This window comes from Actinomyces oris, assembly GCF_001937445.1.
Lineage (GTDB): Bacteria > Actinomycetota > Actinomycetes > Actinomycetales > Actinomycetaceae > Actinomyces > Actinomyces acetigenes.
Genome location: NZ_MSKS01000016.1, coordinates 1 through 13,437 on the forward strand (window position 1 = coordinate 1; position 13,437 = coordinate 13,437).

Sequence of the window (13,437 nt, forward strand, 5' to 3'; positions counted from 1 at the left end):
CAAACAACACACCCACCGAGAACTCATCACAAGACGTTCTGTCTTCTGCTTCGCTCCCGGAAGCGCCTGAGAAACTTTAGCGAGCCGGATTTTCTGAGTCAAACGAATGGGCGGTGACCCTCGTCTCTTATTCGGCTCTCTTCAGTTCTCAGTTCCCGGTCGGCCTGAGGAAATTCATCCTCCCCGTTTCGGGCCGGAGAGAACATTACGCACCGACCACCAACCCGTCAAACTGTTGAGCGGTGACGGTGCCCACAAGGCACCGTCACCGCTCAACAACCGTGTTCGTAAGGTGCAGCTTCCCCCTTATGAGGAAGCCTGAACCGCGCGTCCGACGGCCAGGTTCCGCCGTCCCTTACGCACCAGGACCACTCCCCCGGCGAGCAGGTGCTCGGGACCGATGACCGCGGTCTCGTCGGCCACCTTGACGTTGTTGATGTAGGCCCCGCCCCCGGCAATGGTCTTGCGGGCGGCGTTGCGTCCTCGCTCCAGCCCCGTGCCCACGAGCAGGTCCACGATCGTGGTCTGTCCGACTGTCACGTCACTGGAGGCGAGATCAGCCGTGGCCGCCAGGATCGTCGCCTCATCGATGTCGGCGAGGTCGCCGCGGCCCCACAGTGCGGAGGTCGCCGCCTGCGCCTGGGCGGTCGCGTCGGCTCCGTGAACCCACGTGCAGACCTCATGCGCCAGAACCCGCTGCGCCTCACGTGCCTTCGGGTTCTCGGCCGTGGCCGCCTCCAGGCGCTCGATCTCCTCACGCTCCAGGAAGGTGAAGACCTTGAGGAAGCGCACGACGTCGGCGTCGTCGACCTGGAGCCAGAACTGGTAGAAGGCGTAGGGGCTGAGCATCTCGGGGTTGAGCCAGATCGCCCCGCCCTCGGACTTGCCGAACTTGGTGCCGTCGGCCTTGGTGATGAGGGGGTTGGTCATGACGTGGACCGAGGCGCCCTCGACCTTGTGGATGAGGTCCATCCCGCCCACGAGGTTGCCCCACTGGTCGTTGCCGCCGATCTCCAGGGTGCAGCCGTAGCGTCGGTAGAGCTCGAGGTAGTCGTTGGCCTGGAGGATCTGGTAGCTGAACTCGGTGTAAGAGATGCCCTCCTCGCTGGCCAGGCGCCGGGCGACGATGTCCTTGGAGAGCATGGTGCCCATGCGGAAGTGCTTGCCCAGGTCCCGCAGGAAGTCGATGGCGCTCATCGCCTGGGTCCAGTCCAGGTTGTTGACGATCCGCGCCGGGTTGTCCCCGCTGAAGTCGAGAAGGTTCTCAAGCTGCTCCTGCAGGCTGGCTGCCCAGCCGGCAACGACGTCCTTGGTGTTGAGGGTGCGCTCCCCCTTGGCGCACGGGTCGCCGATAAGCCCGGTCGCCCCACCCACCAGCGCCAGGGGGTGGTGCCCGGCGAGCTGAAGATGACGCATGACCTTGACGGCTACGAGGTGCCCGTGGTGAAGGCTCGGCGCAGTGGGGTCGAACCCGCAATAGAAGGTGACGGCCCCGTCGCTGAGCGCCGCTCGCAGCGCGTCAATGTCGGTGTGCTGGGCGATGAGCCCGCGCCACTGCAGTTCGTCCAGGATGTCCGTCACTGTCCAGTCGCCTTCCGTGGGTTGTCGTGCTTACCGCACTCGTGTTCCCGGCGCGTCACGCTCGGGTCCGGCTGATACCTCCGGCACAGATAGTCTGCCATGCTCCGGCTCGGCCTCCACGAAGAGACCAAGCCGACGACGATCTCGTCGGTTTCAAGTCCGACGGCGCAGCGGCACACCGTTGCCAGGCGCGCAAGCAGGAGCCCGTCACCGCATCCGACATCGAGCGCTCTGCCGCCGCGCAACGCCGCGTCCCGCACGATGCGCCGGTGAAAAGCGACGTTGTGGCTCCAGTAGTCACCGGCCACTGCGGGAACCTGGCGGAGTAGCCGCCTGGGGCGGACCGGCTGAGTCATCCGAGATCGTGGGGCTCACAGTCCGGTCGATGGACGCATTGGTCTCCTCGTTGGGCTGCGGCGCTGATCCGCGCGCTACGACGCCGGCTTCGCGCAGCAGCGCCTCACGCAGGTGGGGCACGGCGGCGAAGTACGCCTCGTCGGCATCCTCCACCAGACGCGTTGCCCGGGCCCCGACATCTCTGCCTGCCGCCGTCATGGTCACGATCCGGGCACGGGCGTCCTTGGGATCCGGTTGCCGCGACACCAGACCGGCCCGCTCCAGCCGGCGCAGCACCTGACTGGCGGTCTTCACGTCCATTCCCGCCTGGCTCGCAACCATCACCTGACTGGCCCCGTCCCCGTGCTCCTCGAGCCACTGGGTGCAAGCCAGGAGAACGAACTGGGAGTGCGTCAGTCCAACTGGCTCCAGGGCGGCAGCAATGTCTCGCTGCCAGGCCAGCGCGGCCCTCCACATGAGGAAGCCGGGACTCGCCCCAGGACCCTGGAACCTTGTCTTCACATATCGACCCTAGCAGCCTCGACGAGCGAGTCGATGGCCTGCGGAAAGTCCTCGGCGATTCCTGGGCCGATCGTCGGGCCTACATCGTCGGCACCGGGGCCGTCGATGTCGAGGCGGGTAGTCACCACACTCTTCCCTTGCGTCTGCGCGGGCATGAAGGAGTGGGTGAAGGTCAGCTCCACTCCCCCGTAGGAGACCCGGTCTGCCTGGACATGAGGGGGTTCCCAGCGGATCACCGTGATCTCGATACTGTCCTGCCCCTCCGGTGTCATCGTGATCGAGGCGCCGGGCCCCACAGGCTCACGCGGCTCGTAGCGATCTCCCTGCGGGAGCTCGATCCGACCGGAGAGCACCTTGATCCAGGTCTCCCACAGGACCTCCGCCGGGAGATCCACTGTCCGTTGGCACTCAGTCGACCACATGGCCGTCTCCTTCCTCCGCGCTCAGCGGTTCAGTGCTACGAATAGTCTTCGCAACGATAATCTGTGCACCCATTATTAGTGGATGGGAAGAGTGCTTGCAAGTGGGTGCCCGACGACGTGAGGCTCAGTGACGTTCAGTCCTGTGAGCGTCTCCTGGTGACGGCAGGCCGGTACGTCGAGACAGTGGGCTCTCCGTCCAGCCAGAAGCGCCACGGGAAGGCATCTCCGTCTCCCCCGGGGCCGGCCACCCCGGTTCGGGGCCCGCGGCGGATGCGCCCGGCATCCGGTGCCCGCTGCGGCTCCGGCAACGTCAGGCTGATGCGTGATCCCGGCCCGCCCAGCAGTGCGCCGTCGTCGGAGCGATCCAGTCCCAGTGCGGCGCACAGCCGCGCCGGGCCACGAGCCAGGTCGCGGTCAGTGCGGGCTGCGGGGCGACGCGCCCGAGCCTGCTCGATTCCCTCCACGACCTCTCCCCCGCGCAGCAGCACCGCGCGTGAGACTCCCTCAGGTCCGGTGACAATGTTGAGGCAGTGGTGCATGCCGTAGGTGAAGTAGACATAGATGCGCCCGCCGGCCTCGAACATGGAGGCGTTGCGCGCCGTGCGCCCCCGGAAGGCGTGGGAGCCCGGGTCCTTCTCGCCGCGGTAGGCCTCCACCTCGGTCAAGCGGATCGCGACGCGCCCGTGCGAGTCGCTCACGGCGATGACGGCGCCCAGCAGCGCCGGAGCCACCTCCAGGCTGTCGCACCTGAGCAGCGAGGCGACCTCGGAGCTCAACTCGGTCACCGTCTCCCCCATGCCACCACCTGACATCGTCCTGCCGCCCCGACTCAGTCCTGCTGCTCCTCGTCCCGCTCCACATCGGCCTCACTGGGCTCGGGCCACTGGGGCCCCGCGGGGCCGTCCAGCAGGGAGCCCTCCCAGGCGAAGACTCGCAGCTCGGCGCTGCGGGCGATGGCGCGGGCGAGCTGTTCCACCACCCGCACCGGGGCGGTGCCGCCGTGCCCGGTGCGAGCGGCTACCGAGCCCTCGGCCGACAGGACCTCCCGCACGCCCGGGGTGAGCCGCCCATCAATGGCGGCGAAGTCGGCGTCGGTCAGGTCCCACAGCTCGACGCCGCGCTTCTCGCACTCGCGCACGCAGGCTCCGGAGATCTCGTGGGCGCTGCGGAAGGGCACACCGTTCTTGACCAGCCACTCCGCGATGTCGGTGGCCAGGGAGAATCCCTGGGGGGCGAGCTCGGCCATGCGCTCGTAGTGGAGGGTCATCGTGCTCACCATGCCGCTGACGGCCGGCAGGAGAATGGCCAGGGTGTCGACGGCGTCGAAGACCGGTTCCTTGTCCTCCTGCAGGTCCCGGTTGTAGGCCAGGGGCAGGGCCTTGAGGGTGGCGAGCAGCCCGGTCAGGTCACCGATGAGACGTCCGGCCTTACCGCGGGCGAGCTCGGCCACATCCGGGTTCTTCTTCTGCGGCATGATGGACGAGCCCGTGGAGTAGGAGTCGTCCAGGGTGACGAAGTCGAACTCCTTGGTGTTCCAGATGATGATCTCCTCGCTCAGGCGCGAGACGTTCACCGCCACCATCGCCAGGACGAAGCTCAGCTCGGCGACGACGTCGCGGGCGGCGGTACCGTCAATGGAGTTCTCCACGGCGGCCTCGAATCCGAGGTCGGCGGCCACGGCATCGGGGTCCATACCGAGTGTGTTGCCCGCCAGCGCGCCGGATCCGTAGGGGCTCACGGCGGCGCGGGAGTCCCAGTCCTCAAGGCGCTCGACGTCGCGCATGAGGGGCCAGGCGTGGGCCAGCAGCTGGTGGGCGACGAGCACCGGCTGGGCGTGCTGCATGTGGGTGCGTCCGGGCATGATGGCGTCGGAGGCCTGGGCGGCCTGGTCGATGAGGGCGTCGACGACGTCGAGGACGAGTCCGGCCACGTGGCGGGCCTGGTCGCGCAGGTACATGCGGATGAGGGTGGCGATCTGGTCGTTGCGGCTGCGTCCAGCGCGCAGACGGCCCCCCAGGTCATCACCGGCGCGCTCGATGAGGCCGCGCTCCAGAGCGGTGTGGACGTCCTCGTCGGTGGCCTCCGGGACGAAGATGCCGGCGACGACGTCGGCCTCGAGACGGTCCAGGGCTCCCAGCATGCCGGACAGCTGCTCCTCGTCCAGCAGGCCGGCCTGCGCCAGAGCGCGGGCGTGGGCCCGGGAGCCGGCGATGTCGTAACGGGCCAGGCGCCAGTCGAAGTGGGTGCTCACCGACAGGGCAGCCAACGCGTCGGCGGGTCCTCCTGAGAAGCGTCCACCCCACAGGCTGACGCCGGCGGGGGCCGCGTCCTGCTGAGGTTCTGAGGCGACGGGCTGGGCAGCGGATGGCTTATCGGGCTGGCTGGAGAACTGGCTCATGACACCATCATGACCCATCTGCCCGCGCAGGTTCCTCAACGTCCAGTCAGGAAAGGCCCTGTCGTGGGTTATTCCCGGGCATTCGTGAGGAAGGTGAAGGAGAGGGAGCCAGGCCGGCGGTGCCAACCAACGAGAAGGAGGAAAGGCCTGTATCGCGGTTGACGGGCAATGTCATGATAAGCCAATGCCCGCCGAACAAGACGCACTTTTCCCAGGCAAGCAGTTCATCTCTACCGTACTCGAGGCCCTCGAGACCAAGACCAGGATGACCGGGGCGATCGCCCACCGCTACCTCATGCGCGCCGCCATGGCCGGCATGATCGTGGCGGTCTTCTACATCGTCAACTACGCCATTGTCGGCGTCTTCGACGGCCTGCGCCTCGGGGACGCCTCGCTCGCGGGGGTCGGAAAGATGCTCGGGGCCCTGGCCTTCGGGCCCGCCCTCGTCTTCATCTACTACACGAAGTCCGAGCTGCTCACCAGCAACATGATGGTGGTGGTCATCGGCTACTACTACAAGCGCATCTCAGCGTGGAGAACCCTGAGGGTGCTGGCCATGTGCCTGGCAGGCAATTTCATGGGCGGTCTCGTCTTCGCCGTCATGTACCACTTCTCCACCCTCGTGGACGGAGCCACTGGCGAGCAAGCCGTGCACTCGGTGGAGGCCAAACTCCATTACCTGTCATCGGCCTCCGGGGTCGCTGACCTGTTCGTGCGGGCGATCCTGTGCAACTTCATGATCAACCTGGCGATGCTCCTCATCTACAACGGCTTCATCCACGAGGACTGGTCCAAGATCTTCTCCATGATCATTGCCGTATTCGTCTTCGCCTTCCTCGGCTTCGAGCACTCGGTGGCCAACACCGTCCTGTTCACCGTCGTGGGGCTGACGCACGGGATCGATGTCCTGCCGGCGCTGGGGAACGTGGCCGTGGCGCTGCTGGGCAACTTCGTGGGCGGTGGGCTGCTGATCGGTGGCTACTACGCCTACGCCAACGACGACTCCCACTGGCTACGCCGCCAGCCCCACCACCACGAGGCACAGGCGGCCGAGTAGCCGAGTGCTTCGGAGGTGGCGGGGCCGGCGGCGCGGCTCGGTCAGAACCCTCGACCGTTGCCGGCGCGCACGTCGCGGGCGGCAGCGAGCTTGGACTGCATCCCGTAGATCTCGATGAATCCTCGTGAGGAGGACTGGTCGAAGGTGTCTCCGCTCTCGTAGGTGGCCAGGTTGAAGTCGTACAGGCTCGTCTCGGAGCGGCGCCCGTTGACTGTCGCCCGGCCGCCGTGCAGGACCATTCGAATGTCACCACTGACGTAGCGCTGCGTGTCCTCGATGAAGGCGTCCATGGAGCGCTTGAGCGGGGAGTACCACTGGGCCTCGTAGACGAGCTCGGCCCAGGTCTGCTCCATGCTCCGCTTGTAGCGGCGCTGCATGCGTTCCAGGGTGACGGCCTCGAGCGCCCGGTGGGCCTCGATCAGGGCCACGGCGCCGGGGGCCTCGTAGATCTCGCGGGACTTGATCCCCACGAGTCGGTCCTCGACCATGTCGATACGTCCCACGCCCTGGGCGCCGGCTCTGCGGTTGAGCTCCTGAATGGCTTCCAAGGGGCTGACCTCGCGACCGTCGATGGCTACGGGAACGCCCTCCTTGAACGTGAGGATCACCTCGTCGGGCAGGGGCGGGTAAGCGGGGTCATCGGTGTAGATGTAGACGTCCTTAGTGGGGGCGTTCCACAGGTCCTCGAGGAACCCGGTCTCGACGGCACGCCCCCAGACGTTCTGGTCGATGGAGAAGGGGTTGTGCTTGGTGGTCTCGATCGGCAGGTTGTGCTTCTCGGCGTAGTCGATGGCCACGTCACGGGTCAGTGCCAGATCGCGCACCGGGGAGATGCAGTCCATGTCAGGGGCCATGGAGGTGATGGAGACCTCGAAGCGGACCTGGTCGTTGCCCTTACCGGTGCAGCCGTGCGCCACGGTGTGCGCGCCGAACTCGCGGGCGGCCTTGACCAGGTGGCGAGCGATGACGGGGCGGGAGAGGGCCGAGACGAGCGGATAGGTCCCCTCATAGAGGGCGTTGGCCTTGAGAGCCGGCATGCAGTAGTCATTGGCGAACTCGTCTCGCGCGTCGGTGACGTAGGCCTCGACGGCGCCGCAGTCGAGGGCTCGCTGACGGATCACCTCAAGGTCCTCGCCGCCCTGACCGACGTCGACGGCGACAGCCACAACCTCTCGACCGGTGGCCTCGCCGATCCAGCCGATAGCGACGGATGTGTCCAGGCCTCCGGAGTAGGCCAGGACGACACGGTCCTTGTGGATGCTCATGGGATCACTCTTCTCTTCGTGATGGCGCCGACGAAGCGGCGTTGAGGTGACTGGGAATGTCAAGGGTGGTGGGGAGAAAGGTCAGGCTCGGGCCGAGGGATCGGCCAGAGCGAGCAGGTGCCTGGCCACATCGGCTGCAACCTGGGCGCCGCGGGTGATGACCAGGACGGTGTCGTCGCCGGCGATGCACCCCATGACGCCGGGCATCATGGCGTCGTCGACGGCCCCGGCGAGCAGCTGGGCGGCGCCGGCAGGAGTTCGCAGGACCACCTGGGGGCCGGCCCACTCGGCGGTGACGAGCAGCTCGGCGCACCAACGGGACAGGCGAGGGGTGGTGTGGGCACGCAGGGAGTCGTCGGTCTCCTCCGTCTCGGAGAGGGTTCCGGCATGGACCTGGCCGGGGGCACCGGCCTCAGGCATGGCGTAGATGAGCTCTCCGCCCGGAGCGCGAATCTTCGTGGCCCGCAGCTCCACCAGATCCCGTGAGAGCGTGGCCTGGGTGGTACTGATGCCGCGCTGAGCCAAGGACTTGCGCAGCTGGGCCTGGGAGCGGATGCGTTCACGTGACAGGATCTGGACGATACTGGCGTGCCTGGCGGCCTTGGTCCCGGGAACCAGTGGGGCCGCTGCCGTCTGGTCACGTTGAGAGGCCTCGACTGCGGCACTCATGAACCGGCATTCTCTGACAGGGCCCGAGCAAGGACCTTAGACAGTGTGGTGGTGAAGGCCCTGGCGTCGTCATCGGAGAGGATGAAGGGGGGAGCCAGGCGGATCGTGTCGGGGCGCGGCGCGTTGACGATGAAGCCGCGGGTCGCCAGGGCGGCGGCGAGCTCAGCAGCGGGCGGGAGCCCGTCTCCCATCCCGACACCGAGCAGCAGGCCCCGGCCGCGCACCTGGTCGACTCCGTCAACGGCCGCCAGCTCTCGGGACCAGGCCGAGCCGAGCCGCTGAACCCGGTTGAGCAAGGCCTGGCTGCGGATGGTCTCGATAACGGCGAGCGCTGCTGCGCAGGCCACGGGGTTGCCGCCGAAGGTGGTGCCGTGCTGGCCCGGCTCGAGGAGAGCCGCGGCCTTCCCGGTGGTGACCACCGCACCGATGGGGATGCCTCCGCCCAGTCCCTTGGCCAGGGTGACGACGTCGGGGACGACGCCCGGTGCCAGCAGGTGATGGGCCATCCAGGCGCCGGTGCGTCCCATTCCGGTCTGGACCTCGTCAATGATGAGCAGCGCGCCGGCGGCCTCAGTCAGCTCGCGGGCCGCCTCCAGGTATCCGGCGGGAAGCTCACGCACCCCGGCCTCGCCCTGAATGGGTTCGACGATGAGTGCCGCCACGTCCGGCCCCAGTGCGGTGCGCAGTGCCTCGACGTCTCCGGCGGGGATGAACTCGACCCCGCCGGGCAGGGGCTCGAAGGGCTCACGGTAGGCGGCCTTGTAGGTCAGGGCCAGGGCACCCATGGTCCTGCCGTGGAAGGCATTCTGGAGGGCCAGGACCCGGGGGCGCCGGCTACCGCCATGGCGGCGGGCGATCTTGAAGGCGGCCTCGTTGGCCTCGGTACCGGAGTTGGCCAGGAAGACGCGGGAGTCGTGAGCGGGGCAGTCGGGGAAGGTGAGCCGGACGAGTTCCTCGGCGAGACTGACCTGGGCGGGGGTGGTGAAGAAGTTCGAGACGTGCCCCAGCTCGGAGAGCTGCTCGGTGACGGCCTGAACGATCGCGGGATGCGCGTGCCCCAGGCAGTTGACGGCGATGCCCGCCAGCAGGTCGATGTACTCCTGGCCGTCGGCGTCCCAGACGTGGGCGCCCCGCCCCCGCACCAGGACCCGGCTGGGGGTGCCGAAGGTGTTCATGACGGCGTCGGTGTAGCGGGTCAGCCAACCGGCGTTGCCGGTGCCGGCCCCGTTCACCTCTGCGACGGGTGCCTGAGCGTGTGAGGAGGGGGTCATAGGCTTTTGCCTCCGTTCAGCGGTGGGACCGGGGCGTCTCCGGGGTGAATGACGGTGCCGACGCCCTGGTCGGTGACGATCTCGAGCAGCATGCTGTGGGCCTGACGTCCGTCAACGACGTGCGCCTGTGCGACTCCCCCGTAGACGGCCCTCAGGCAGGCCTCCATCTTGGGGATCATCCCGGCCTCGAGCGTGGGCAGGAGCTCCTCCAGCGCGGCGGCGCTGATGAAGGGCACCAGCGTGCTGCGGTCGGGCCAGGCGGCATAGAGCCCCTCGACGTCGGTGAGCATGAGCAGGGTGCGGGCCTTGAGGGCCACGGCGATCGCGGCGGCGGCCGTGTCGGCGTTGACGTTGAGGACGGTCTCGGAGTCCGTCGTCAGCGGGGCGACCGAGGAGATGACCGGGATGCGGCCCTGGTCGAGCAGGTCGATGATGGGCTGCGGGCTGACGTCGACAACGTCACCGACTAGGCCGACGTCGACCTTGTTCCCGTCCACCGTGGCCAGGCGCTGCCGGGCTCGCAGGAGTCCGCCGTCCTCACCGCTGATGCCGACGGCGGCTGAGCCGTCGATGTTGAGCAGGGAGACGAGCTCTCTCTGCACGGAGCCGGTGAGGACCATGCGGACCACGTCCATGACCTCGGGGGTGGTGACGCGCAGGCCTCCGCGGAACTCCGAGGCGATGCCCAGCCGCTTGAGCATCGCGTTGATCTGGGGCCCGCCGCCGTGGACGACGACGGGGCGCACCCCGACCTGGTGGAGGAAGAGAATGTCCTGGGCGAAGGCGCGCTTGAGCTCATCGTTGACCATGGCGTTGCCGCCGTACTTGATGACCATGGTGGCGCCCTTGTAGGTGCGCAGCCACGGCACGGCCTCCAGCAGGACGGATGCCTTGGTCTGTGGGTCGAGAGGGGTCCGTTTCATGTCGTGTAGTCCGCGTTGATGGTGACGTATCCGTGAGTGAGGTCGTTGGTCCACACGGTGGCCTCGGCCGGGCCCGCCGACAGGTCGATGTCGATGCGGGTCTCGCGTGGGCTCATGTCCACCGCGTCCCGGTTGGGCTGGGGGGCGCCGTGGCTGAAGATCGTGATGCCGTTGATGGCGACGTCGACCTCATCGGGGTTGAAGGGGCAGACGTCCTCGGGCACGGTCCCCAGCTGGGAGAGGATGCGCCCCCAGTTGGGATCGGCCCCGGCGACGGCGCACTTGAGGAGGTTGGAGGAGCTGACGGTGCGGGCCGCGGCCTCGGCGGCCTCCTCGCTGACGGCTCCGGAGACGGTGATGGCGATGTCGTGGGTGGCGCCCTCGGCGTCGGCCACGAGGCGCCGGCCGAGCCGGCTCATCACCTCGGTGAGCGCCTCGTCGAGCTCGGCCCGGGAGGGGGTGGTGCCGGAGGCTCCGGAGGCCAGCAGGAGGACCGTGTCATTGGTGGACATGCAGCCGTCGGAGTTGATCCGGTTGACGGTTCGCGTTGTGGCGAACGCCAGGGCATCCTGCGCCTGCTGAGGGGTGAGAACGGCGTCAGTGGTGATGACGGCGAGCATGGTGGCCATCCCGGGGGCCAGCATCCCTACTCCCTTGATCATGCCGCCGATGGTCCAGCTCTGTGCCCCGGTACCGACCGTGAGGGTGTCCTCCTTGGAGACGGTGTCGGTGGTCATGATGGCGGTGGCGGCGTCGGTCCCGGCCTGGGGCGTGTCGGCCAGGGCGAGGGCGGCGACGTCGATGCCCTCCAGGAGGACGGGCATGTCGATGCGCTCCCCGATGACGCCGGTGGAGCAGACCAGGATCTGGCCCGGTTCGGCGCCCAGCAGACCCGCGGTGCGGGTGGCGGTGGCTTCGGTGTCGTGCATGCCCTGCGCTCCGGTGCAGGCGTTGGCGCTGCCGGAGTTGAGGACGACGGCGCGGGCGTGGCCCCGCTGCCCGCCTTCCTGACCGGCCAGGAGCCGGCGTGACCAGACCACGGGGGCGGCGACGACCCGGTTGGTGGTGAACACCCCGGCCGCGGTGTCCAGCGGCCCGTCATTGACGACGAGGGCGAGGTCAGGCTTGCCGGAGGCCTTGAGGCCGGCGCGCACGCCGGCGGCACGGAATCCCTGGGCTGCGGTTACGCTCACGGTGCGACTCCTTGGGCGGTGATGGCGGTGGTCTCCTTCAGCCCGAGAGCAAGGTTGAGGGACTGAAGGGCGGCACTGGCGGTGCCCTTACCGAGGTTGTCGATGGCGCACATGGCCACGACGGCGTCCGCGCCACGGTCGATAGCGACCTGAACGGTGGCGGTTCCGCTTCCCAGGACGGTGCCGGTGGTGGGCCAGGTCCCCTCGGGCAGCAGCTGGATGAGGCTCTCACCGGTGCCGGTGGCCCCGTAGGCGTCGTTCCAAGCCGCCCGCAGGACGGCTTCGGGTTCGGGGGCCTCGCGCAGGGCCGTAGTCATGGGTGCGGTGACGGTGGCGAGGATGCCGCGGCTCATGGGGACCAGGACCGGGGTGAAGGACAGGTGCACGCAGCCCGCGGCGGCGCCGGCCACCTCCAGGTTCTGGAGGATCTCGGGAATGTGCCGATGGGTGCCTCCGACGGCGTAGGGCTGAGCCGACCCCAGCGCCTCGGCTGCGGTGAGGTGAGGCTTGAGGGTCTTGCCTGCGCCGGAGTAGCCGACGGCCAGCACCGCGGTGAGCCGGGAGGGATCGAGGAGTCCGGCGGCGATGCCGGGCTGGACCGCCAGGGTGACAGCGGTGACGTTGCAGCCGGGGACAGCGATGCGCCTGGTGGCTGCCAGCTCTTCACGCTGAGCGCGGGCGCGCGTCTCGCCGTGGTGCAGGAGCTCGGGCATGCCGTAGGTCCAGGCACCGGCGTAGTCCGATCCGTAGAAGGTCTCCCACGCCTGCTGGCTGGTCAGTCGGTGGTCCGCCCCGCAGTCGATGAGAAGCGGCGCGCCGCCGCTCGAGGTGAGCTCCTCCAGCGCCGCCGTGACGGCTCCTGAGGCTCCGTGCGGCAGGGCCAGGACGACGACGTCGTGCTCGGCGAGGATCTCCGCCTCAGTGGGTTGGACGATGCGATCCGCCAGGGACAGCAGGTGCGGATGGTGGTCTCCGATCCGACTGCCCGCGGACGAGGCCGCGGTGAGTGCGCCGACCTCCACCTCCGGGTGGGCTGTGAGCAGGCGCAGAACCTCGCCGCCGGCATATCCGGTGGCTCCAGCAACAGCAACTGACCAAGTCATGCAGCAACCATACATCCGCATGCATAGAAATGCATTCATCGCCCGCTGCTGTGATTCATCTCCTCCCTCCGCCCTCAGGGTCGAAGACTCAGGGTCGAGGACTAGGAGCGATCACGGCGGCCGGTGAGCGCGTCGTCATGGAGGGAGGTGGCGATGGCGTCGGCCCACTGGCGCACCTCGTCCCAGTCGCGGTAGTCGCCCTCACTCGCTCCCCCGAGCTTGGCGATGGAGCGCTCCCGCAGGCTGAGCCTGGAGGGGTCGAAGCGGCCCGCGAAGGTCATGTGATCCTTCGGGTCGATGGCCAGGAGCACCGGGCCGATGCGCATGGGGTCGGAGACCTTGCCCTTGGGCAGGCCGGAGAGCCCCACGGAGAAGGCCCACACGGGCTTGGCCCTGAGGACGTCATGGAAACGCTTGGTGAAGTCGACGGCCTCCGGCGTCCACTTGGTCATGTAGACCGCACTGCCCAGGATGAAGGCGTCATACTCCTCGACGCTGTCGACATCCTCGGGGCGCTTGGTCTCCACATCGATCTGGGCGGCCTGGAGCCGCTCGGCAATCACCGCGGCCACCTCATCGGTGGACCCGTGCTTGGAGGAAGAGGTCAGCAGGATCTTCATGCCGCCTAGTATTACTGAGACCACACCCGCTGTCTGGGATCCCCTACTCGACGAAAGCACTGAAAAAGCGCTGACGG

General features: G+C 68.1%; 13 protein-coding genes and 1 pseudogene. 1 reads left to right on the forward strand and 13 read right to left on the reverse strand.

The annotated features are described in order from the left end of the window. Positions 1-306 precede the first annotated feature (306 nt). The 6 genes and pseudogenes from tyrS to argH all read right to left on the reverse strand — a co-directional run bounded on the left by tyrS (position 307) and on the right by argH (position 5,277). Positions 307-1,581 carry a tyrosine--tRNA ligase gene (tyrS, locus tag BKH20_RS05370; protein ID WP_075390245.1) on the reverse strand — a complete coding sequence of 425 codons (1,275 nt, stop codon included), beginning with the start codon at positions 1,579-1,581 and terminating at the stop codon, positions 307-309. Positions 1,582-1,724: 143 nt separating this feature from the next. Beyond that, positions 1,725-1,889: pseudogene (locus tag BKH20_RS14605) on the reverse strand (SAM-dependent methyltransferase); the annotation flags it as partial. Then, the gene (locus BKH20_RS05380) at positions 1,879-2,439 is read right to left on the reverse strand and encodes a MarR family winged helix-turn-helix transcriptional regulator (RefSeq protein ID WP_075390246.1); all 561 of its coding nucleotides are present in this window, start codon (positions 2,437-2,439) and stop codon (positions 1,879-1,881) included. The gene BKH20_RS05380 and the pseudogene BKH20_RS14605, both read right to left, overlap by 11 nt. Further along, entirely contained in the window at positions 2,436-2,861 is a 426-nt protein-coding gene (locus tag BKH20_RS05385; protein ID WP_075390247.1) for a hypothetical protein, read from the reverse strand. Before BKH20_RS05385 ends, BKH20_RS05380 begins: the two co-directional genes overlap by 4 nt. Before the next feature lie 134 nt (positions 2,862-2,995). Continuing rightward, entirely contained in the window at positions 2,996-3,658 is a 663-nt protein-coding gene (locus tag BKH20_RS05390; RefSeq protein ID WP_178387875.1) for a DNA-3-methyladenine glycosylase, read from the reverse strand. Between the two features lie 32 nt (positions 3,659-3,690). Then, positions 3,691-5,277, reverse strand: coding sequence for an argininosuccinate lyase (gene argH, locus BKH20_RS05395; RefSeq protein ID WP_178388558.1), 1,587 nt, complete (start codon positions 5,275-5,277; stop codon positions 3,691-3,693). A gap of 166 nt (positions 5,278-5,443) precedes the next feature. Here argH and BKH20_RS05400 point away from each other — a divergent pair, with 166 nt between their 5' ends. Beyond that, entirely contained in the window at positions 5,444-6,316 is an 873-nt protein-coding gene (locus BKH20_RS05400; RefSeq protein ID WP_075390248.1) for a formate/nitrite transporter family protein, read from the forward strand. A gap of 41 nt (positions 6,317-6,357) precedes the next feature. On the opposite strand, the gene BKH20_RS05405 is transcribed toward BKH20_RS05400, so the two are convergent. The 7 genes from BKH20_RS05405 to BKH20_RS05435 form a co-directional block, all read right to left on the reverse strand. Then, the gene (locus BKH20_RS05405) at positions 6,358-7,581 is read right to left on the reverse strand and encodes an argininosuccinate synthase (RefSeq protein ID WP_075390249.1); all 1,224 of its coding nucleotides are present in this window, start codon (positions 7,579-7,581) and stop codon (positions 6,358-6,360) included. An 81-nt stretch (positions 7,582-7,662) separates the two neighbouring features. Continuing rightward, on the reverse strand, positions 7,663-8,250 hold the full coding sequence (locus tag BKH20_RS05410; RefSeq protein ID WP_070660826.1) for an ArgR family transcriptional regulator: 588 nt from the start codon (positions 8,248-8,250) through the stop codon (positions 7,663-7,665). Next, on the reverse strand, positions 8,247-9,521 hold the full coding sequence (locus BKH20_RS05415; RefSeq protein ID WP_075390250.1) for an acetylornithine transaminase: 1,275 nt from the start codon (positions 9,519-9,521) through the stop codon (positions 8,247-8,249). The genes BKH20_RS05410 and BKH20_RS05415 overlap by 4 nt, the downstream gene beginning before the upstream one ends. Further along, positions 9,518-10,444, reverse strand: a complete 927-nt coding sequence (gene argB / locus BKH20_RS05420; protein WP_070660819.1) for an acetylglutamate kinase — start codon at positions 10,442-10,444, stop codon at positions 9,518-9,520. Before argB ends, BKH20_RS05415 begins: the two co-directional genes overlap by 4 nt. Further along, positions 10,441-11,637 (reverse strand): bifunctional glutamate N-acetyltransferase/amino-acid acetyltransferase ArgJ, encoded by a 1,197-nt coding sequence (argJ, locus tag BKH20_RS05425; RefSeq protein WP_075390251.1) that lies wholly within the window; start codon positions 11,635-11,637, stop codon positions 10,441-10,443. Before argJ ends, argB begins: the two co-directional genes overlap by 4 nt. Beyond that, positions 11,634-12,740 carry an N-acetyl-gamma-glutamyl-phosphate reductase gene (gene argC / locus BKH20_RS05430; protein WP_075390252.1) on the reverse strand — a complete coding sequence of 369 codons (1,107 nt, stop codon included), beginning with the start codon at positions 12,738-12,740 and terminating at the stop codon, positions 11,634-11,636. The genes argJ and argC overlap by 4 nt, the downstream gene beginning before the upstream one ends. Before the next feature lie 101 nt (positions 12,741-12,841). Further along, the gene (locus BKH20_RS05435; RefSeq protein ID WP_075390253.1) at positions 12,842-13,360 is read right to left on the reverse strand and encodes a flavodoxin domain-containing protein; all 519 of its coding nucleotides are present in this window, start codon (positions 13,358-13,360) and stop codon (positions 12,842-12,844) included. Positions 13,361-13,437 lie beyond the last annotated feature (77 nt).